Here is a 20,806-nt window from a genome sequence, read left to right as displayed (position 1 = left end):
TGTCAGTAATCTGCTGACGGGCTGGATTAGTTATGTACGGACTGATTGCCGTGATTCACTAATCAACGAATCGCACAAATTGAATATCTGTAAGCCCAATAAAGCCAAAAATCGTCCGTAGGTAGGGTTCTTGGAAGTCATAAGCGATGGCAGGGGAGGTTGGGCTAAAGTCACCACCACGGGCTGTAATCACAACTGCCTTTTTACCCTCTACTAACCCTTTAAAACCTTGAGCATTTAAGGCAACAGTCCGGTTAATGCGAACGATTTGGTCGATGTAAGCCTTAAAAGTGGAAGGTATATTGAAGTTGTACATTGGCACTCCAAAGACGTAGCGATCGGCTGCCAAAAACTCATCAACTAGTTCATCAGAAATTCTGATTGCTTCAGCTAATTCTGGGCTATGAGTTTCTGGTGGTGAAAATGCTGCCGCAATCCAAGCTTCATCAACGTGAGGAACTGGGTGATGCCCTAAATCTCGATAAGCGATCGCATCTTCAGGATGTGTTGCCCTCCAAGCACTGACGAATTCCTTAGATAATTCTCGTGAGTGCGATCGTTCACCACGGGGGCTGGAATCAATATGTAGAATATTTACCACCAAATATCTCCCGATTAGCTAGGATTTACTGCTTTTAGTTTTTTGATTTTCAACAGGACTTACGCACAAAGTAGCCCAAACCTGGATTTTATACTAGGGGCAATTCATATAGATGCAAAGCATATTGCCGCAACTTATTGCCTCTACTCCATGTACTTTGGCGTAAATCCTACTAAACTTTCAAAGTATTACATCAGATAGTAAAAGTAACTAGCCAATAAAGTAAAGTAGTTACCATAAAGTAACTATTGGAAAATTTTCTTTAACTTCTTAATGTCAGTCTCTGAAATACCAAAACCTGCGGAAATTCCATTCATTTAAGGGCTATCCTGGATACCCACCCATTTAGTCAAAAGTCATTCATACTAATGACTTTTGACTCGAAATCCCAGTTGCATTACTTAATTACGAATTACGAATTACGAATTACGAATTATTTTAATAATCCTGTTGCACCCCGTTTACTACTGGTTTTACATCAGAAAATGGATCGGTGCCGCCACCCCAGTTAAAATCACTAATTCGGATGCTGAAGCCGCCTAACTCCAACACTGGATTGTAACGCAAGGTAATGCCATAAGTGCGACGACTATATTCTAAAATGTAGTCAGTGCTAGTTTCTTTACCTGTATCCAAGTTAATAGATGTTTGAAAGCCTAAGCGAATAGGGCCGTAGATTTGCTGTGATATCCCAGCACTTAAAACTTTGTTATCAACGGAACGATCGAACAAAAAGGGAGATAATCCGCTGTTTAAGCCTTGTGAGTAAATAATATTAAAGGCGGTATAGTCGAAAAAAGGTCGAGAAAAATGACCAATTTGCCCTAATAAGCCAACTCTACCAGTTAGGGTGCTTTGGTTGTCCCCATTACTGTAATAACTAGTAGTGCCCGTAACTCCAGCGATCGCTTGCAAGTAAGGAACTACAGGGTTAGCTGTATATCGTAATCCCTGGCTAGAAGTAGATAGTAATGGTTTTCCTCGCCATAGTAACAGCCCTTTACTGAGGTCAGCACTAGCTTGGAAACGACCTAGTGAAATGCGATCGTTTTCTCGGATGGGTTTTAGCAAGTCTTGGCGATCGGTATTGGCATCTATATACTGAGCGCTTGCCTGATAGTTGAGGTTGAAGCCACTTCCTAAAGGAATCACAGGAGAGGTAATAATGCCGCCAAAACTGCTCTGGACAGTTTGATAGCCGAGAGTACCGTTGTAGAGGCGATCGCGGTAATTATATTGCACATTCAAGATATGGGGAAGGCGATCGCCTACTATTTGGCGCAATCCCAAATTCACTCGCAAACTGTTTTCCAAATTGTCGAAGTCAAAACTGGTTAATTCCCCAGTCCCTTCAATTACTGCTCTTGGACTCAAAACAGAACTTAGCTTTGTTTTGACAGCAAACAGTGAGCCTAAGTTACTCGTACCTTCTGCTATAGCTCTCTGTACTAGCAACTGAGGCGTGACTGTCCAACTCGTCCGCTCTGTATCGATCAGTGGAAAGCCACGCTCAATATACAAACCACCTCGCCTATCTCCATCGTAGCCGGGAGAAACTATTGCAGGTGTAACGTCCCGCTCTCGTCGATCAATCGTCCGCTCATTCAGTGGAATTGGTAAAGAGATTGTTTGATCCAATACCAAACGCTGTCCCCGCGTCGTAATCCGGTCTACCAAGGGTGCCTCTCGCGTCAGAGTTACTGTATCTGCGCGTAACTCTAATTCTGGAGGTGAAAAAGGATCGTTGGTGATGCGAGCATCTTTTGCTTGCCAGCCTTGCGGATAAAAATCAATGTGTTCGGCTTCAAACCTGAGTCGATTGACTGCACCACCTGCTTTCGGAGGTGGGATGTTGCTAGCATTTGACTGACCACCAAATGTCACATCAAGTTGTCCAGGACTGCGGACACCAGAAAGGGGCTGATTGGCTCTAATGCGATCGCTCGGTGGACGTTTTGGCACTCCACCAGCAGCAACACCTGCGGGTGAGAAAGCAAAATCTGTTTGGCTTGAGGGTACATAAATTTCTCCTCTACCATTTAGGAGTTCCCCACTATCTTGAACAAAGTTATAAGTAAAGCGTTGTCCACGAAGTATTTGATCGCCCCGTGTTAAAGTTACATTGCCCTCCCCCGCAGCAATTAAGTTGTCCAAATTGACTTGCAAGCGATCGGCATCCACCACCGCCCCATCAAATCGCACAATTACATGTCCAACAGCTGTAATAATTCGCCGTTGCTCATCATATTCTTGGCGATCTGAAGTGACTTCTACAACTCTTGGACTGGCTGGCGGAGTACTAACTGGCGGGTTACTAGCTGGTGCTTGTGGTGTTGGTGCTTGAGTTCGTTGTGGAACTTGGGAACTGAATTCTACAGTAATCGGTGTTGAGGATTCCTTTGTCGGGTTACGAGACTGGAATTTTATAAAATTTTGTAGTAATTGAGAACTCGGCACAAGATCGGCAGCAGATACAGAGATATTGTCTTCTTTTGGAGACTGTGGTGCAGTAATATCACTTTGCTGTTTTTGCTGGGTTAACTTCTCAGCTAAAATTTCTGCCTTGGATTCGACTAACTTGTTACTGTTTGGGACAGTTGGGGCAATTTTAAGAAGAGGCGGAGATTGAGCGACAAGGGGATTTGGGGAAACTCTATAGTTAAAACTAGAAGAGTCCAAAAAGGTTTGTTTTTCTCCACCACTAGAGTTGAGATTTAGCGTAGATGCATAGCCGCTTGCCGTCAGACATGGCTGACCAAGTGTTTGAGAAGGTTCACATTTTGCCTCAAGGGTTGCCTCCGCGCCAACTTTTTTTGGCGGCAATGTAGTGGCTTCTTTTTGAGTCTCCCGTTTGCGTAACGCCGCTCTTAGCAGAAGTTCTGAGCGCTGAACTATCTTTGTGTCTTTATTATTTTGATTATTTTGGACATTAGAAATTTTTACCTCCTGCGTGGGATAACCAGCAACCACTGACTGCCCCAAAAGTGCAGCACTTCCATCCTTGATGGGTGAAATTTCTGGTGGGAAGGTTTCTGGTGGATGGGGTGCAGAGCGAGTTTCAGGAACTACTAAGTTATCCTGAGTTGAGTTTACTGGAGTTGGCAATGGCGAATTATTCTTGGTGTCACCCGCAATTGCCAACTGAGACAAATCCTGAGACTGCTTGGATTTGTCTGTCTTTTCCTGCATTCCAGTTTCTACAGTTGAAAGAAACTTTGTATGACTAGCAGATGAGGCGGGATTTACAGGTTGTACAGATTCAAGAATAGGAGGCAGATTGGGTGGCAGAACTGGATGAAGCATAAGTGAGCAAAATCGGGCTAACAAACAGCCAAATGGCGGACGGAAGGATAAACTATACATTTTGCCTTCCGGCTGTCACCTTCTGCTACCTACAGCAAGCTACCTGGAGGAAGAAACTTACTAAGGGAAAATTAGTAAGTTTCCGTGGCGTTTAGTATTTTCCGCCTTCCAAAGTCGCGGATGATTTATCGCTCTTTTACTCTAAGTCCCGACGGCCGGGGTTACGAGCAGGATCGTTCGACAAGAATCCGAAGATGAAGATAGTTACAAAGAAGGCAACAACAATATAAACAGCGATTTTTAAAGTCAGCATAGAAATATCTCCAAGGGGTAAAACAAAGAAAGCTTTTCTTTGAGGATCTGCCATGCAGAAAAGATAGCTACTTTATATTACCCAAATCTCGCCCCTTTTTTAGAGGACTCTTGGGACTGGGGATTGGGGACTAGGGACTGGGGATTGGGGACTGGGGACTAGCAGTGCCTATCCTGCGGTTATTGAGAATCGTGCAAGATATCAGTTGTCTAACTTTTAGATGCCCTTCAAAAATAACTCACTGACTGTTTACTCTGGTGACGTTGATTGACAACAAAGGTTTCCCAAAAAAGTTTACAGGAAATGGTTCCAATGCCCAATGCCCCATGCCCCATGCCCAATTCCCAATTCCCTATTTCTCAGTTTTAACTTTTGCTAGGTCTTTACCAATTCGGTTTTTGATTACTCTTGCAGGTATACCGACAGCAACGGAGAAAGGAGGAATATCTTTACTGACAACTGCTCCTGCACCAATAACACTGCCTTTGCCAATAGTAACGCCATCTAATACTGTTACTCCATGCCCTAGCCAACAGTCATCTTCAATTACAATTCCCTTGCGAGTAACACCTTGGTATTTAATTAGCTCCATCGGCTCGGCAAAATTATGATTATTGGCATATATGCCTGAGTGGGCAGCAATTAGGCAGTGTTTACCAATTTTAATGTCTCCTGGCCCTTCAATACACACGTTGGGAGCAATAAAGGTGTCTTCATCAATATGTATACACGTATCTTCCAAACACCCTATATCAACGTTACGCTCAATAGCTACTCTATTTCCTAGATGAATTCTGTTATTTTTGTGTCCTCTAGCATCCAACCGCACACCCTTGAAAATATATACTCCACTGCCAATTTCAATACAAGAAGTACCGTTAAATTCAACGCCATTTTGAATATAAACTGGACTGCCTATTTGGGAAAAAATACTCCGATATCCTAAATTACGCAATTTTGACCCTAGCAAAAGTGTGGGAATATCCCCTAATACAGTAGTCACGAAAAGTTCTTGCACGCGCTGCAATTTTGAAAAATATTGCTCGTTATGCATGGCTACATATCTCTTCAATTAATTGTTGTTGACAGGATTGAAAGTTGTTTCGCCTGTATCCTAATCTTGTGCCTGCACCAAAAATTTATGTATTTTTTAATACATTGAATTACTTTGGCAGGATTACCGAAATTTATCCATACTTTTAGATGGCTTTCCAAAATTTGGAAAACTTAGACTCTGACTTTGACTATGTGAGCAACTCTTGAACTCAAGCGTGTAGAATTACTCAATTAATATGCAAAATTGTCTTGCTTGGGTCGCTAAAAGATTTTGCACCAGTCAAGGTACGTAAAAATTTTGCTTTTTTAACCAAATCAATTAAATTCAACAACCTTAGTGCATTGCAGGGTCAAATGTCAGACTATTAAATTGTCTGATGGATAAATTTCTGGTTTAGATAGGCTACTTTTTGGTTATCTGGGAAATTTGCAAAGCTTGTTACGCAACTAGGGATAGAGTTGTTAAACCTTGAAGATACTTACTCTCAGGCGGTTTTAGTCTTTTAAAACAACTCAGTTCCACAAGCTATTTTGCAACAAAAAATACATTTAACTAGACTATATTCAAGAATTTGGATAAAATTTATGCCTAGCAGAACAATGTAATTATTGTTGGGTTTTTCTGGGTAATCTTGTCCCAATAAAACCCAATTAGGGTGGATTATCTCCCACATCAGCCATCACATTGAAGTTAACCATCGGTGCAAACAAGTAAGCGCTTCCCCGACTGCTATGACGGCTTTCTTGCAACGAATTTCTAGAGTATGCTGCTCCAATCATGTTGCACACGGATGATTTACAGACTAGTAAATTCATGTTTCTATTACATGAATTGTTTTTAATAACAGTTGCTTTTAACAATAACACATTTTATTTTGAATGGAACACTCTCAATAAATAAGTTGATTCTTAAATTGCTTGTTGATGAAAATATTGTAAATTAGATAACTTTTTTCTGGTGCGATCGCTAATTTTGAATAATTTTATACACTTATATCAAGTCTATTTGAAGTTGCGCTTTATTCATGTAGAAAACATGTTTTTGCGGTATTTCATTGGATAAATTGTAGAATAAATGCGAAGCAACTACATAAATTGACATTGAGCGTGTGTAGTTTTGCGTAAGTCTGATAATTTAATGATTGGGTATTACTACTATATTTGTGACACCCTCTTCCTTCAAAAGCTCAAAATTTATAAAAATAATTCAGAAATCAGAAGTCAGAAAAAAGCTATGAATTCTTTACTAGTGGTTGATAGCTTGCGGAGTGCGAGTTCACGAGCGTCTGAATATTGGTTTAAAACCGATCTTTTCTACGAGACGCTACCGCGAACACCCCGCTACACGCTAACGCCTGCAAGTGGCGCGAAAAGAATTAAAATATTCTCGCCTTGAAACTCCATTCCTTCATGGGTGGAGTATTCTGACTCCTATTTATTTTTTCTAATTACTTGTATTTAAATAATCTGTAAATCACCCATTCGGGTGAGCCAAGCGGGTGATGCGTGCTTGGTACTACTCATTATAAATTTTATTAAAGAAAAGCTAAAACGTAGCTTAGTTTTTAGGAGAAATTCACAAAACGACATTTAATTTCCGCATTGAGGTATCGGTTTTAACTCACACACTTGGTTCAAATTATGGCTTTAATTAAAGAAATTGCCCAAGAAGCTCTAGCTATCGGCTATCTGAGTGTTGTAGCCGAAGATCAACTGCGATCGCAACTTCAAAGTAATTATGACTCAGAAGACCTAGATGCCTGGATCATTTTACAGCGAGCTATTGCAGCAGGCGATGTAAAACAAGAGTCACGCCGAAAAAAAGCTTCCCTTTCTCCTAAAGCCAAGGACGCTTCATCGAGTATCAAACTTGCTTATCAAATGGCAGCGGAAATTGCTTATGCAGCGGCCGTAGCTTTGTCAATGACAAAAAATACCAAAGATCAGCCTTCGCTAGGCGCGTAGAATAACACGCTAATATAGTTATTTTCCTGATTTAGTATCAAAAATTATACCAAGTAGTTAGTGTAAGCATCGCCCGCCACAGGCATCGCTTTTCCTGGTTAACTGCTTGGTATAAATTTTATACACTCAAATTACAAGTGATGTCTACATAGGTTATCTAGTATCCCATCTCCTGGAACTCACCTTAACCTAAGAATCACAAGTGTTTATTCGCCAGCGTAATTTTATTAAAAAATAATTAAAAATTTAACTTTTATGGCAACAGCTATGAGGAATTTTCACCCTTAGCCAAGACCATAGAACTGATCCCCGCAAGCAATACTAAAATAAATATAAATTATTTATTCAAAACTAGATTTTTTTAAGTGATATATGCCACTCAATGATTAAATCTTAATATACCAAGTACATGGCTGAGAGTAACGCATAGAATTAAAAACACCTTGGTGTAAACTTTAGCAAAGATGTTAAAAAGAATTCTCAATGCTTAACAAAGTCATCGCTTCTTCACAAACTACAGTATAAAGAATTGGCAACATTGGTAAAGACAGTAAACAATAACCATAACTAACCTTGGAGTTTTGCCAACTTATGCAGCCAATTCGCACATTTAACGTATCCCCTTCACTACCACCGCGACTCGAACCACTGCGTCGGCTATCGTATAACTTGCACTGGGATTGGAACGTTGAGAGTAAAGATGTATTTCGTCGCTTAGACTCTGACTTGTGGGAGTCTAGCCATCATAACCCGGTGTTAATGCTCGGTACTATCTCTCAATCGCGGCTTTTGGAAGTTGTCGAAGATGAAGGCTTTCTCGCGCAAATGGATCGGGCTGACCGTCAGTTAGACGATTATTTACAAGAGCGCACTTGGTATCAAAAACAACGGGAAGATAAACCAAAAGAGTGCTACGCCTATTTTTCGGCGGAATTTGGACTTGTTGATTGTTTACCCGTTTATTCTGGGGGCTTGGGCGTTCTAGCGGGGGATCACCTCAAATCTGCTAGTGACTTGGGGCTACCGCTTGTCGGTGTAGGTTTGCTGTATCAGCAAGGCTACTTTGCCCAGTATCTCAATGCTGATGGCTGGCAACAAGAACGCTATCTGCTCAACGATTTTTATAATATGCCCTTGCATCTAGAGCGCAATGCCGATGGTTCAGAACTGCGGATTGCGGTGGATTATCCAGGACGCAAGGTGTATGCCAGGGTTTGGCGCGTACAGGTGGGAACGGTTCCTCTGTATCTGATGGATACCAATATTGAACCCAACAACACTTACGACCACGACATTACAGATCAACTGTACGGTGGCGACATTGATATGCGTATCCACCAGGAAATCATGCTGGGGATCGGTGGTGTGCAAATGCTCAAAGCTTTGGGGCTGAAAGTCACCGCCTACCACATGAATGAAGGACACGCTGCCTTCTCTGCCCTAGAACGTATCCGCTTGCTGATTCAGGAAGAAGGACTCAATTATATCCAAGCTAAACAGGTAGTGGCTTCTAGTAATATCTTTACTACCCATACACCAGTCCCAGCGGGAATTGACTTGTTCTCTCCCGACAAAATGCTGTATTACCTGGGGTATTACGCAGAGATATTTGGGTTGCCCAAAGAGCAATTTTTAGGATTAGGGCGCGAGAATACAGGCGATTTATCTGGGCCTTTTAGTATGGCGGTGCTGGCGCTGAAAATGGCAACATTTTCTAACGGTGTGGCACAACTACACGGCGTAGTGTCGCGGCAAATGTTCCAGGGCTTGTGGCAGAAAGTGCCAGTAGAAGAAGTACCGATCGCAGCAATTACCAACGGTGTCCATGCTCGCAGTTGTGTGGCAAAATCAACTCAAGAATTGTACGATCGCTACCTCGGCCCAAATTGGTCATCAGCACCACCAGATAGCCCATTGTGGGATCGGATGGAAGCTATACCTGATGAGGAATTGTGGCGCAATCACGAACGCTGCCGCTTAGATATGATTTTGTATGTGCGGGAGCATTTGGTCAAGCATTTAACCGATCGCGGCGCTTCCGCCTCCGAAATTTCCCAGGCGCAAGAAGTTTTAGATCCTTACGCTTTCACCATTGGCTTTGCCCGTCGCTTTGCCACCTACAAACGCGCCACCCTGTGGATGCGCGATCTGGATCGGATTAAGCGGCTTTTGCTAGGCAATAAAGACCGGAAAGTGCAATTCGTGATTGCTGGTAAGGCACATCCAAAGGATATTCCCGGTAAAGAACTGATCCGCGAGATCAATCACTTTATCCGCGAACAACATTTAGAAAAACAGGTTGTGTTCGTTCCCAATTACGACATTCACATATCCCGGTTGATGGTTGCGGGTTGCGATATCTGGTTAAATACACCGCGTCGTCCACGGGAAGCCTCTGGTACTAGCGGTATGAAAGCGGCAATGAATGGCTTGCCAAATTTAAGCGTACTAGACGGTTGGTGGGATGAAGCTGATTACGTCCGCACGGGGTGGGCGATTGGACATGGAGAGAATTACGAAGATCCTAACTACCAGGATGAAGTAGAAGCAAATGCTCTCTACGAGTTATTAGAGAAGGATGTTGTACCCCTATTTTACGACCATCGGGATACTGATGGCTTACCACGTCCGTGGGTTGCCAAAATGAAGGATGCAATTCGGTTGAATTGTCCTTTCTTTAATACAGCGCGGATGGTAGGAGAATATGCTGCGAGGGCTTATTTCCCGGCTAGCGATCGCTATCATACCCTGACTGTTGATAACTATGCCCCAGCTAAAGAACTCGCTGCTTGGAAAGAAAAATTGGGCGAACACTGGTTCAACATCAGAATCAAAGATGTTGACGTATCGGCAGCTTCAGACATTGAGGTTAACCAAACCGTTGCTGTCAAAGCTAAAGTTGACTTAGCAACCTTAACGAATCATGATGTGCAGGTGGAACTATATCAAGGTGCGATCGATGCCAATGGTGATATTGTCAACGCTGTAACAGTGGTGATGGATTACCAAGGTGAGGATTCACAGCAATTAAGCATTTACACGGGTAATATCACTTATACCGCTTCTGGTTTACAGGGCTTGTCTTTGCGTGTATTGCCGAAAAATCAAAACCTGGCTACTCCTTACGAACCAAGGTTAATTGCTTGGGCAGAATAAGATTGCTGAGTATTTATTAAATACTCAAAATTAGGTGTTGCTGATTTAAGTTTAGCAACGCCTTTTTTGTTACGAGTTTTCACGTATAGCAAGGGACTGGGGACTGGGTGAAAAGTCTTTTTGTGTCTAAGTTTCATCATCTGTTGATGTCTTAACCACCAAGGCTGTTGCTATAGATAATTAATATCTAATAGCTGTTCTAAGGTGTAAATACAAGATTGAGGTAAATTATCAAGTTTTCCCTCAGTTTTATCAATTACATATCCTAAAGCATCATCATAAATTGATGCTAACTCATTTTCTAAGTATTGATATAAGTTCGTTGTTAGCTGACGTTTTAATTGATTCCTAAAACTTCTAATTTCTGCTTTCCAATGTCCAGAATTATATTGAGATTCCTTTGCCCAATATTGCAGCAATAAAAGATGTCTAATAACTTGTTCTAACAAACTAGCAACCTTGGCTTTGTCTCTACGACCCAAATTTTCTAGCTCCTCAATTAAGTTTTCTAAATCTAATTCTTCTAAATTGTTAGTTTTTAATAACTTGATTGTTTCCTCTAACCAGAGGTGTTCGTCAACTTCATAAAGTTGTTTTAAACTCAAATTAGAACTAACTCTTTGCATAAGAACTCCTTGAGTTAAATCTTACAATATTACAATTTTAGGCTAATATTCTTTGGGGAATGATAATGTAGCCTGTGGTGCGATCGCCAAGTACTAAGTTACGTTCTTCTCCCCAATACCACCAGTATGCAGCAACATAAGCGCAAATTAAGCTATCTAGTTTATCTTCGGTTGCTTTCAGGGCTGTGCCTGTAGTGGGGATTTCAGAAGGAAACGAACCGCAGAGGCGCAGAGAAGCCAGTGCGTTGCGGGGGTTCCCCCCGTTGTAGCACCTGGCGCAACGCAGAGGAGGAGAAAAGGAGGGGAGGATATTGAGAAGATAGTTTTGGAGTTTGATTAGTTCTAGGCGGCGATCGCTGAGTTTTCCTTTTTTGTATTTGAGGATGCGTTCTAGGTTGAATAGGTTAACGATTGCTGGGTGGGGAAAGACTTCTATTTGATATCTGCTGAGTTTTTGCGGTTCAATTGTGGGTGCGTGGGCAAAACCGCGTGATTCTAATTCTAAGCCAAAGTTGATGGTGCGAGCGGCGAAGGGTAAGTTTTGATTAGCTGGGTAGCACCCCGCATGATATTTGCCAAAGTATTTGTGACTAAGTTTATCTGGGAGGCGACTCCCGGTAGCGTTGGGTATGAGGGTAGGTGCATCTACGGCGATGATGGCTGGTTCCTCTGGTTGGACGCTTTGATCGATCCAGGTGAGGATGTCTGCAATGGCTTCTTTGCGGTCGAGATCGAGTAGTTGCAGTTGTCCATCTATCCATTCTAAACAGCATAGTCCGCTTGGTTGCGATCGCCAGCCTAAATCAATACCAATAAATTTCATTGCAATAACACGAATATGCACTTATTTTCGCATTTACGGGCAACCATTTACCTAAATTTACTTGCTAAAAATCCTGAAAAATAATCTTATAATCTTAAAAAGATTGTTTTAATTTATTTTATCTCACAATAAATTAATCAAGATTATTCCAATGAAAATCTTATTTTTACATCCCAATTTCCCCTCGCAATTTCGCAACCTAGCGATAGTTTTAGGTAAAGATCCTAATTACAAAGTCGTCTTTGGAACAAACCGTCGTGAAGGGGAAATACCTGGCGTTTATAAAGCTATTTATACTCCTTCTCGTGAAGTGGCTCCCCAAACCCACCATTATGTTCGCAGCCTGGAAAGTGCTGTTCTTACCGCGCAGGCTGTCTATCGTGTGTCCGAGAAATTAAAAGCTGAGGGTTTCGTTCCAGATATTGTTTATGGTCATTCTGGTTGGGGGCCGACTTTATTTATGAAAGATGTTTTCCCCAAAGCAGAATTATTGTGTTATTTCGAGTGGTTTTATCACGCTCACGGTTCAGATGCAGACTTTGATCCTAATGAACCACTCAATGCTGATGATGAATGCCGTATCCGCGTAAAAAATACGCCGATTTTGACTGATTTATATAGCTGCGATCGCGGTCTTTCTCCAACAAATTGGCAGCGTCAGCAGTTTCCCAAAGAATATCATAGCAAACTCACTGTCCTTCATGACGGTGTTGATACTAAATATTTTGTTCCCAAACCAGACTCAAAATTAGTTTTACCAAGAATAAATCTTGACCTTTCCCACGTTGAAGAGTTAGTAACTTATGTGGGAAGAGGGATGGAACCTTATAGAGGATTTCCACAGTTTATGGAAACGGTAGCGCTAATTCAGCAGCGAAGACCTAAATGCCATGTAGTAGTTGTAGGAGAAGATCGGGTGGCTTATGGGAAGAATCTCCCCGATGGCCAGACCTATAAAAAATTAATGTTAGAAAAATTAGAATCATCTTTAGATTTATCGAGGCTGCACTTCACAGATAGACTACCTTACAATGAGTATCTTCAGGTTTTACAAGCTTCTTCTGCTCATATTTATTTAACCCGTCCTTTTGTTTTATCCTGGTCAATGTTAGAAGTAATGGCAGCAGGATGTTTGTTAATAGCCTCTAAAACTTCGCCAGTATTGGAAGTGGTAAAGGATGGGGTAAATGGACTGTTAGTAGATTTCTTTTCTCCCCAGGATATAGCTAATCGGGTTGAAGAGGCGCTAAATAATCCCCAGGAAATGAAAGCAATTCGGGCAAATGCGCGAGAGACAATTCTAAAGCGTTATGATTTAGCCAAACTGTTACCACAGCATTTGCAATGGATGTTTGCTGGTAAAAATTCTGAGACTTTGAAAAAGCCCTCAGTTTCTAAAGGATTTGGCAAAAGTTATTAGTTATTAGTCATTAGCCTCTCGCATAAATATTTTTTACCTCAAGCAAAGGTGCAAATAAAAGCCTAAAAAGAACAAATTTTATAAAAAGTATATTAATTATTAGCTATGGGTCAATAACAAATGACAAATGATAAATAACAGAAAAATATAAAAGTAATATTTAAAATGCGAATTCTTTTTACTATTGCCCATTTCTTTAAACCTAGCAATGAGGGTAGTCATGCTTCCCAACGCAAAGACCCACAACCCCGCTTACAGGCGTTAACTAAAAGCCTTAGCACCTTACACGAGTTATTTGGCAAATCTCAAAGGATTATTAACATTGCTCAACGAATCGCTTTCCCAGCTAACCAACCCCAATCGCACGAACTAGATATTGTTATTTGTACAACTAAAGATCATCATCTTCTAAATCTGCTTCCCTTACCATCACATTTATATAAGCATCATTCTACTAATGTAGAACCTCTACTTTTGGGGTTTGAGTGTCAAGCTATTCTGCAAAGCTGTCTCGGCCAGTATGATTACTATTGCTTCCTTGAAGACGATCTAATTATCTATGACCCTTGGTTTTTTATAAAATTAAACTGGTTTACCCAGCAAGCGGGTGATTTAAATTTGCTCCAGCCAAATCGTTATGAAGTTTCTCCCCAGGGTTTGGTTCACAAAGCTTACATTGATGGGGATTTGGCTTTTAGAGTAACTGCCCCCTTTCAAAATGTGCAGGAGCAACAAGAACTAAAGGGTACAATAATGAATGCACCAATTACTTTTCGTCGTGCCCTCAATCCTCATTCCGGATGCTACTTTTTGAATGCAAATCAGATGAATCAATGGGCTAATAAAACATATTTTCTCGACCGCAATATTAGCTTTGTCGGGCCTCTAGAAAGTGCCGCCACCTTGGGAATTATGAAGACATTTCGGATTTATAAAACCTCACCTGAACAAGCAAGCTTTTTGGAAATTCAGCACTTTGGAACTGGGTTCTTGGGGCTAATTGGAGGACAAGTGGGTTTAGCCGAAGGATAAATGGAATTTAAGAGTTTGGTTATAATTTTATTGGATACAAGTTAACAGACGTAATAGTTCCAAAAATATAAAGAAAAATATAATATATGATATTTCAGCTACAACCATTAAGAAATATTTAGCCAATCGGATCGTGTCTTGGCTAGATATCGTATTGTATATATAAAAATATTCCTAAATTTAGGTTACAAGTTTTAACATTTGAGTATTATCAAACCAAAAAAATCTAATTATTATACTCATGTAGCGTTATTTAAATAGTTTTAGGAGTTATGGCTATGACTGCTGATACTCTGCTGCAAGAAATAGAAAAGTATATCCCAATTGTGGGAGATATAAATATCAAGAGTCCATTAGCATACCAAGCAACTCGTGGAGCAGTTGAGGTAGTCAACACAGTGCAAATGGCAATAGCAGAGGCTTATATCAACGGATTAGAAGTTCCTGATCCAATACTTGAATCGCTTTTCGATACTTGTATGCCGATTTTTTTTCAGTATTTCCCGTCCCTCTTAGCACCTTATGAATGGGTATTAAAAGAAACCGATCATCTCGCAGAAGGATCGCGGGAACTAATGAAAATTCAGTACGACTTGCCTCAAGCCATGCTCAATACTATGTTGGGGGATGGGAAACTGATTTATCCTAAGTACAGCATGGGATTGTGGGAAAAAGGAGCATTAAACCTTGAGCAATCCCAAATGCAAATGATTGATGATGTGATTGAAAAGCTAGACATCAAGGACGGAGATCATATCTTAGACTTTGGGTGTGGGTGGGGATGTGTTCCTAATTACATTCTTTCTAAGTTCCCCAATGTTAAATTTACGGGTCTTAATTTGAGCCACGAGCAATGTGAGTATATACGCCACAAAATGCAAGATCCTGAGAGTTATCTCAGTTCAGATCGGTTTACCCTATATGAAGGTGATTTGAATAATGCAAGTTTCGAGACAAAGTTTGATAAAATCCTCTCAATAGGTGTTTTTTGTCATATTGGTAACTTAACGGCAGCCTTTAAAAAATTAGCTTCGTTTCTCAAGGATGATGGCAAAGTTTTTATTCATATCATCACAGTCCGTATTCCTAACAATATGTCTAGCGTTTACACCCACAAATATATTTTTCCACACGGTCGCTACTGGAATTACAATGCTGTTCCTAGCCATCATCAAGACCTCAAAACAATTAAACAATGGTATCTTAATGGCTTTAATTACTCTAAAACACTAACTAACTGGTTACGAAATTTTGACGACAATCAGGCAACAATAAAAACATTAAACTATGGCATGGATTATGCCAAGTTTCGCCGGATATGGAGGTTTTATTTGATATGGTTTATTCGCAATTTTGCTAGTTGTGATGGAGAATATAATGGCAATGGTCAATTTTTGATGGTTCATTCTTAACCGGACAAAGTTAGAGTTTCTCCTGCTAGGATTGAACAACGTAAGTGTTAATTACATTCCCCATCGTTTAGTTTGACCAATTTACCAACCCAAATATTCAGACAGATGTCTTTGCCTCAGCCTTGAACACTAAGTTCTGACAGTTACGGTTTTTGGCGCGGGCAAGAAGTTCTGTTTCGGAAGGGACTCTAACTTTTGACGCTAGCTTCAGGAATTCAAGCATTCTGATGAACCAAAATGTTGGATCTGGAAGATAAGCAACCAGGCCCTCTCTCACGGTTATGCCATGTCGGGCTGACGACTGAAATGCATGATGAAGATTATGCCAGCCTTCACCCAAAGTTAGAAATGCGACAAGCCAAGAGTTCCGACTGTGGTCGTTGGTTGTGAATGGTTGTTTGCCCAAGATGTGGCTGAGTGAGTTGACGGTAGCGACACCGTGGAAAAGGACAGTTGTGCTAAGAAAAAAAGCGCCGAGATATTCCGTTCCACCGATGTAGTATGAGAGCGTAGCGAGAGCAAGGGTGGGAATGAAGTGCAAGCGGTCAATAATCTTCAAAACTATATTACTCTCAACATCCGTGGGAAGTTTCGAGGGAAAAAACTGTGGGGAGAATAGCCATCCAGCTTGAGACCACCAGAATCCTTTGATCCCCTTGAAAGGCATATAAGGAGAGTGAGGATCTTGTTCTTGGTCTGAGTATTGATGATGGGTCATGTGGTGAGCTTTCCACCAACTTGGCCCCATCTGTCCAGATGAAGCGGCCACGATACTGCCAACGCAGAGAATTAAGGTTGGAGCCTGGTAGCTCTTGTGGGTGAGTAGTCTATGGTAGATACCAGTAGTTGCAAGCATTCGTATTACATATAACCATACGGCCCACAAAACAGCACCCCACGATAAGCCAGTAGAAATAATTAGTAGCGATCCTAAATGACTCACCACGATCAAAGTAGGGCCTACTATGTAAGAAATAATCGTCAGATGAGAGTACTGTTTCATTAGTCTTCTAACGTCCTTAAACTTCAAAATAGAAATGCATCACATCCTTGCCGTAGTTAATACTGGCAACGGTGGGTGTCTACCGTTGCCAGTATTAACACCACAGAGATATCTTGGCACAATTCGCTTCATATTCTATGAAAAGCAACTTCAAAGACAAGCTGCGGCAAAAAACCAGTGTGAGAAAAGCTCTAGCACTAAAGTTAGACTATGAAGACTATTTATATGAGGCGAGGAAACTTCAGTAATACTTAGATAGCTATAGGAATCCAATGTGATTTATGAATCACTTGTATGGAGACGGAACTCTTAACAGGGAACGAGGGACAGCAAAGAAAGAATAAAACTGTACTGAGTTTTGTTCAAAAATCAAGTAGGAGTCCTATATAGCTTAAAAAGCTTTACTATATCCACAGTTAATAAGTAGCTAGTTGCTGTATACTTTAGTTTGTGTTCCCTTTTAGATTCACTCATAGTTCAACAATAATAATTGCGGCAATTTCTTCATTGAAGCGATCTTTGTTGTGATTTTCGTTGCTAAAAATCACTTAATTAGGAGTGAAGTAATGGATGAGCCTAATCTTGACGACAAAAACAAATTTATTTACCCTCGTAGTCGCTATTACGGTCAAGTTAAGCCAGAGAATTTAGTATTTAATGCCAACCTTCAAGAATTTGCTCACAGAGTTGGCTATATTGCCAGCCTAGAAACATCTGGAAAGCTTGAGCCAGAAGATGCTTACAAACAAATTAAAGCACTTTGGAAACAGTTGAAGCGGAGTAAAAAAAGATTGTTTATTGGTGACGATTCACGAGATAAATCCTGAAATTACTGCCATTCTAGGCAAATGTGAGTACCCACTAAATAACGCATAGTCAATAGTAGAGATACTCGTAGTAAAAAGCTTTTTTGTACCATTGCCTTATTCTCCCATCGGCTTTGAACATTCTAGATTCTCTCAACTGCGATCGCTCGACTATATAGCCACCCTGTTTATCTCCCATTAAAGGACTCAATTTTTCTTCATCAAAACTTAGCCTGTGATACTCAAAACATGGATACAAGTTTATTTTATATTTTAATAAATAAATAAATCCTTTAGTTCTTGGGGTAGATTTCCAGATAATGCGATCGCTCAACGCAACGGCGCAATCAAAAAGTAATTGAAGAAGCCCCTGCACTAAGTATTACTGATATTTTGCGGCAGCGCTTGTATGAGTCTGCCGTTAAACTTGGTCAGAGAATTAGTTATCAATCGGCTGGTACAGTTGAGTTTATCTATGATATGGATACCCAATAGTTCATTCAATCTTTCTTTGAAACTCAAGCTGATGCTATTCATCCCATTGTCCGCCAAATTATTAACAATGGTTTGCGCTACACAGCAGTAGATACTTTCAAGAGTTTTTACGCTTTAGAAGCACTAAAACAACAAGCTGCACAACAGTGACAAAAGTAAATATTATAGTATTGCCTACCACGGGGACTATCTACACCAAAGCGGAAGTAGAAGCTGATGCGATCGCCCTCAACACCAACCTGGGCTACTATACCAATTTTGTCAACTTGATAGACTTGTGTGCGATCCCTCTTCCCTGTGGCTTTCGTGCTAATGGCTTGCCATCTGGTATTACTTTTAATTGGGCAAAGTTTTCAAGACCTATCCCTGTGCCAATTGGGTATCCCCTATTACCATCAGATGGGCGTTACTTATGGCAAAAAAACTTCTGTAGAGATTTCCCCACTAACTTGTAAATTTGGAATACTCACTATTGATACAATGACATCTGATGAATAATGCGATCGCTTATTTAGGTTTAAAGATGTTCGCCCTGAGCGATAATACCAGTCAAACTCTTGATAATCCTCGACATACTGCCGTATAGTAGTCATATCATGTCCGCCAAATTACTTGTGATATTTCATTACAAGTGGAATAAAGCAATGGCAAGGCTTTTGGAATTGCTTCGTTCCACTCACAATAACAATTATTTAACTGCACATCATAATCAGTGGTGAACAATTGAGCAATTGCATTGATGGAGCAAAACCAGTAATTTGCCGAATCACTCATCACGTTTTGTGTTGGCTGCTCATACCTGAGATGGCTAGTTTGGGATGCCTACCTGAAGCTTCTTCAAAAGCTATACTTACTTTATTAGTAACCTTTAGTTAGCTCCAAAGTAGAGGTCGCTCAATTCTTCCAAAAAAACATCGGTCTGCAATTCTGGATTACGAAAGTAGGGATGGATGGGAAGGAGTTCTACTCCATAACTAGCTTCTGGTGAAGACAAAATCTGCTCAAGCAAAGTCAGGTAGTTTTCGGCAGTAGATTCCCAAGTGTACGTTTTCAGAACTCGTTGTTGACCAGCTTGGGCAAAATACTTCCACTCGTGGATATCACATAGTAACCGCTCCAAGCCTCGTGCAATATCAGCAGGATCTTCTGGATTAACAAGTACACCATATTCCTTATTTCCATCTCGCAAGCTCTCGCTAGGGCCACCGTTCTTAGTTGCTACCACTGGTAAACCTGCAACAGCTGCTTCTAAGGGAGCAAGCCCAAAGGGTTCGTAGAGTGCAGTCAATGCAAATATCGAGCGGCGCTTAACCATAAACCGATAGGCTGCTGCTAGTGACTCTTGAGACTGATCTGACAAGCCAAATGCAGCGATCTTGCCCCACAAATCATTTTCTTTGACCACCTCTCGAATCGGAACTAATACCTCTTCAGCCATACTGTCACTAACCTCCTCTCGTAAAGGATCGTCCAACCCCCCTGTAATTAGCATCAAGTTAGCTCGTTCCTGAAGTGTTGGACTTATTGCGAAGGCTTGCACTAGCCCTAATATGTTTTTTTTAAGCTCTAATCGACTGGATGCTAGGATAACCGGCAAATCTCGACGTGGCTCTGCAATGTCCCGTGCCAATCGCTCCTGAATGAGTTCTTCGATAGCCTCCTGATTTTCGGAATGTGCCTTTGCACCGAAAATTGAGAAATCTGCTCCTGGTGGAATCACTGCAAAGCAATTATCGTTGTCTACATCCACTGCACCACGATAGACTTGATGAGAATACTGTTCAAAGCGTTCTTGTCGTGTACTGGTGATATTAACGGCCGAGCGATTCATGCTCAGGCGTTCGGCTAAAATGCGATATTTGAAATGGAATTGCTCGTCTATTTCTGTGAGATTTTTTGGGGTCACTTCCAGTTTGTCCATCTTTTGCGCACCCAGAGAATGAGCAGTAAAGGTAAAAGGTATACCTGTCTCCTCTTCAATTAGAACCCCACACAGTCCTCCATCGCCGTAGTGAGCAGTCATAGCATCAGGTAAGCCACCTTGTTGTTGATAAAATTTTAAGATGTTAGGTACCCAATCAGTAACCAAATGAGGCCATAACAACTCTTTAGAAAGAAATTCTTTTGGCCCGGCTGGTAAACGGATAATGCGGACATTATCGATCCCTGGATAAGTGTCAAACACTTGGGCAAACTCTGGCCATTCCGGGTCAATGATTTGACGAGTAAGAATATCAACTTTGTGTCCCTTTTGAGCTATAGCTATGGCGACTTGCTTAACATAGATCAACTGACCCCCAAAATCTGGGTGTTTCGTTATGTGACTATTGCCTGAATCAAAATTGCCTTGAGGGTTGAGAAATCCAATGTGCATCGCCACTTCCTAATACAGGTTGATTTCTACTAAAAATTTTTGCCTGAAGACGGCAGCATAGTAGCTTAGTGAGCTTGTTAAAAACTTCTAAGACTAAGAAACGCAGGCAGTGAGGCTTTACATAATATTCAAAAATAAGTCAAAGGGGTTTTATGAGTTCCCTTTAACCTAAACCCAGGTAATTCGCGTCTTTTCCTAATGTTTAAGTTAATCGCTACTACGCCTCATGCACATATATCGGATGACATAAATGCTAATAAACCATTTATAAAGTAAATCTTTAGACAACAAGACTACGTAAAATAACACGAGTTATAACAGCATAGATAGGAGCTTCACTCATTGCGATGAGACAACCGCGCTCGCTCCAGAACTGATGCAACAGAGATATAACGGATTGAAAATTCATGGTTCCCCCCTT

The 20,806-nt window shown here is 41.0% G+C and carries 19 protein-coding genes and 1 pseudogene; 10 read left to right on the top strand and 10 right to left on the bottom strand.

The annotated features are described in order from the left end of the window. Nucleotides 1-73: 73 nt before the first annotated feature. From RMZ41_RS31330 to RMZ41_RS31310, 5 genes and pseudogenes are all read right to left on the bottom strand, one after another. Nucleotides 74-601, bottom strand: a pseudogene (locus tag RMZ41_RS31330) (FMN-dependent NADH-azoreductase); the annotation flags it as partial. Between the two features lie 438 nt (nt 602-1,039). Then, nucleotides 1,040-3,964 (bottom strand): DUF3769 domain-containing protein, encoded by a 2,925-nt coding sequence (locus RMZ41_RS31325; protein WP_322642632.1) that lies wholly within the window; start codon nt 3,962-3,964, stop codon nt 1,040-1,042. A gap of 136 nt (nt 3,965-4,100) precedes the next feature. Then, nucleotides 4,101-4,217, bottom strand: a complete 117-nt coding sequence (locus tag RMZ41_RS31320; protein ID WP_041566417.1) for a photosystem II reaction center protein I — start codon at nt 4,215-4,217, stop codon at nt 4,101-4,103. Between the two features lie 352 nt (nt 4,218-4,569). After that, nucleotides 4,570-5,271, bottom strand: coding sequence for an acyltransferase (locus RMZ41_RS31315; RefSeq protein ID WP_322642633.1), 702 nt, complete (start codon nt 5,269-5,271; stop codon nt 4,570-4,572). A gap of 653 nt (nt 5,272-5,924) precedes the next feature. Next, complete coding sequence (locus RMZ41_RS31310) at nt 5,925-6,089, bottom strand: hypothetical protein (RefSeq protein WP_159402498.1); 165 nt, start codon at nt 6,087-6,089, stop codon at nt 5,925-5,927. Nucleotides 6,090-6,507: 418 nt separating this feature from the next. Here RMZ41_RS31310 and RMZ41_RS31305 point away from each other — a divergent pair, with 418 nt between their 5' ends. The 3 genes from RMZ41_RS31305 to glgP all read left to right on the top strand — a co-directional run bounded on the left by RMZ41_RS31305 (nt 6,508) and on the right by glgP (nt 10,394). Further along, a complete protein-coding gene (locus RMZ41_RS31305) occupies nt 6,508-6,669 on the top strand; it encodes a hypothetical protein (protein WP_322642634.1) in 162 nt (53 codons plus the stop codon). A 245-nt stretch (nt 6,670-6,914) separates the two neighbouring features. Beyond that, nucleotides 6,915-7,238, top strand: a complete 324-nt coding sequence (locus tag RMZ41_RS31300; RefSeq protein ID WP_322642635.1) for a hypothetical protein — start codon at nt 6,915-6,917, stop codon at nt 7,236-7,238. 591 nt (nt 7,239-7,829) lie between these two features. Then, nucleotides 7,830-10,394, top strand: a complete 2,565-nt coding sequence (glgP, locus tag RMZ41_RS31295; RefSeq protein WP_322642636.1) for an alpha-glucan family phosphorylase — start codon at nt 7,830-7,832, stop codon at nt 10,392-10,394. Nucleotides 10,395-10,564: 170 nt separating this feature from the next. Here glgP and RMZ41_RS31290 read toward each other — a convergent pair whose 3' ends face one another. Both RMZ41_RS31290 and RMZ41_RS31285 read right to left on the bottom strand, forming a co-directional pair. Then, nucleotides 10,565-11,020, bottom strand: coding sequence for a DUF29 domain-containing protein (locus RMZ41_RS31290; protein ID WP_322642637.1), 456 nt, complete (start codon nt 11,018-11,020; stop codon nt 10,565-10,567). Nucleotides 11,021-11,057: 37 nt separating this feature from the next. Next, nucleotides 11,058-11,843: a DUF429 domain-containing protein gene (locus tag RMZ41_RS31285; protein WP_322642647.1), complete on the bottom strand. Its 786-nt coding sequence runs from the start codon at nt 11,841-11,843 to the stop codon at nt 11,058-11,060. A gap of 151 nt (nt 11,844-11,994) precedes the next feature. Here RMZ41_RS31285 and RMZ41_RS31280 point away from each other — a divergent pair, with 151 nt between their 5' ends. From RMZ41_RS31280 to RMZ41_RS31270, 3 genes are all read left to right on the top strand, one after another. Beyond that, a complete protein-coding gene (locus RMZ41_RS31280; protein ID WP_322642638.1) occupies nt 11,995-13,263 on the top strand; it encodes a glycosyltransferase family 4 protein in 1,269 nt (422 codons plus the stop codon). 165 nt (nt 13,264-13,428) lie between these two features. Further along, entirely contained in the window at nt 13,429-14,295 is an 867-nt protein-coding gene (locus RMZ41_RS31275; RefSeq protein WP_322642639.1) for a calcium-binding protein, read from the top strand. Between the two features lie 278 nt (nt 14,296-14,573). Then, on the top strand, nt 14,574-15,707 hold the full coding sequence (locus tag RMZ41_RS31270) for an SAM-dependent methyltransferase (protein WP_322642640.1): 1,134 nt from the start codon (nt 14,574-14,576) through the stop codon (nt 15,705-15,707). A gap of 97 nt (nt 15,708-15,804) precedes the next feature. On the opposite strand, the gene RMZ41_RS31265 is transcribed toward RMZ41_RS31270, so the two are convergent. Then, nucleotides 15,805-16,653 (bottom strand): acyl-CoA desaturase, encoded by an 849-nt coding sequence (locus RMZ41_RS31265; protein WP_322642641.1) that lies wholly within the window; start codon nt 16,651-16,653, stop codon nt 15,805-15,807. Between the two features lie 91 nt (nt 16,654-16,744). Here RMZ41_RS31265 and RMZ41_RS31260 point away from each other — a divergent pair, with 91 nt between their 5' ends. Next, a complete protein-coding gene (locus RMZ41_RS31260; RefSeq protein ID WP_322642642.1) occupies nt 16,745-16,924 on the top strand; it encodes a hypothetical protein in 180 nt (59 codons plus the stop codon). A gap of 352 nt (nt 16,925-17,276) precedes the next feature. Then, nucleotides 17,277-17,537, top strand: a complete 261-nt coding sequence (locus RMZ41_RS31255; protein WP_322642643.1) for a hypothetical protein — start codon at nt 17,277-17,279, stop codon at nt 17,535-17,537. A gap of 49 nt (nt 17,538-17,586) precedes the next feature. Here RMZ41_RS31255 and RMZ41_RS31250 read toward each other — a convergent pair whose 3' ends face one another. Beyond that, entirely contained in the window at nt 17,587-17,892 is a 306-nt protein-coding gene (locus RMZ41_RS31250; RefSeq protein ID WP_322642644.1) for a hypothetical protein, read from the bottom strand. Between RMZ41_RS31250 and RMZ41_RS31245 the strand changes: the two genes are divergently transcribed. Then, nucleotides 17,874-18,011: a hypothetical protein gene (locus RMZ41_RS31245; protein ID WP_409876289.1), complete on the top strand. Its 138-nt coding sequence runs from the start codon at nt 17,874-17,876 to the stop codon at nt 18,009-18,011. The two genes, RMZ41_RS31250 and RMZ41_RS31245, sit on opposite strands and share 19 nt — an antisense overlap. 146 nt (nt 18,012-18,157) lie before the next feature. Continuing rightward, the gene (locus tag RMZ41_RS31240) at nt 18,158-18,466 is read left to right on the top strand and encodes a hypothetical protein (protein ID WP_322642645.1); all 309 of its coding nucleotides are present in this window, start codon (nt 18,158-18,160) and stop codon (nt 18,464-18,466) included. 413 nt (nt 18,467-18,879) lie between these two features. On the opposite strand, the gene RMZ41_RS31235 is transcribed toward RMZ41_RS31240, so the two are convergent. Next, nucleotides 18,880-20,385 (bottom strand): glycosyltransferase, encoded by a 1,506-nt coding sequence (locus tag RMZ41_RS31235; protein ID WP_322642646.1) that lies wholly within the window; start codon nt 20,383-20,385, stop codon nt 18,880-18,882. Nucleotides 20,386-20,806: the final 421 nt, after the last annotated feature.

The organism is Nostoc sp. DedVER02 (assembly GCF_034530675.2).
Classification (GTDB): domain Bacteria; phylum Cyanobacteriota; class Cyanobacteriia; order Cyanobacteriales; family Nostocaceae; genus Nostoc.
The sequence above is the reverse complement of the archived record's forward strand: the minus strand, read 5'-3'. Positions and strand labels throughout refer to the sequence as shown.

Excerpts from the sequence above, each read along its gene's own strand:
- RMZ41_RS31275 (WP_322642639.1), top strand. The coding sequence starts at position 13,429 with ATGCGAATTCTTTTTACTATTGCCCATTTCTTTAAACCTAGCAATGAG.
- RMZ41_RS31315 (WP_322642633.1), bottom strand. The coding sequence starts at position 5,271 with ATGCATAACGAGCAATATTTTTCAAAATTGCAGCGCGTGCAAGAACTT.
- RMZ41_RS31310 (WP_159402498.1), bottom strand. The coding sequence starts at position 6,089 with ATGAATTTACTAGTCTGTAAATCATCCGTGTGCAACATGATTGGAGCA.
- RMZ41_RS31305 (WP_322642634.1), top strand. The coding sequence starts at position 6,508 with ATGAATTCTTTACTAGTGGTTGATAGCTTGCGGAGTGCGAGTTCACGA.
- RMZ41_RS31325 (WP_322642632.1), bottom strand. The coding sequence starts at position 3,964 with ATGTATAGTTTATCCTTCCGTCCGCCATTTGGCTGTTTGTTAGCCCGA.
- RMZ41_RS31270 (WP_322642640.1), top strand. The coding sequence starts at position 14,574 with ATGACTGCTGATACTCTGCTGCAAGAAATAGAAAAGTATATCCCAATT.
- RMZ41_RS31235 (WP_322642646.1), bottom strand. The coding sequence starts at position 20,385 with ATGCACATTGGATTTCTCAACCCTCAAGGCAATTTTGATTCAGGCAAT.
- RMZ41_RS31290 (WP_322642637.1), bottom strand. The coding sequence starts at position 11,020 with ATGCAAAGAGTTAGTTCTAATTTGAGTTTAAAACAACTTTATGAAGTT.
- RMZ41_RS31285 (WP_322642647.1), bottom strand. The coding sequence starts at position 11,843 with ATGAAATTTATTGGTATTGATTTAGGCTGGCGATCGCAACCAAGCGGA.
- RMZ41_RS31300 (WP_322642635.1), top strand. The coding sequence starts at position 6,915 with ATGGCTTTAATTAAAGAAATTGCCCAAGAAGCTCTAGCTATCGGCTAT.
- RMZ41_RS31320 (WP_041566417.1), bottom strand. The coding sequence starts at position 4,217 with ATGCTGACTTTAAAAATCGCTGTTTATATTGTTGTTGCCTTCTTTGTA.
- RMZ41_RS31255 (WP_322642643.1), top strand. The coding sequence starts at position 17,277 with ATGGATGAGCCTAATCTTGACGACAAAAACAAATTTATTTACCCTCGT.
- RMZ41_RS31280 (WP_322642638.1), top strand. The coding sequence starts at position 11,995 with ATGAAAATCTTATTTTTACATCCCAATTTCCCCTCGCAATTTCGCAAC.
- RMZ41_RS31260 (WP_322642642.1), top strand. The coding sequence starts at position 16,745 with ATGCATCACATCCTTGCCGTAGTTAATACTGGCAACGGTGGGTGTCTA.
- glgP (WP_322642636.1), top strand. The coding sequence starts at position 7,830 with ATGCAGCCAATTCGCACATTTAACGTATCCCCTTCACTACCACCGCGA.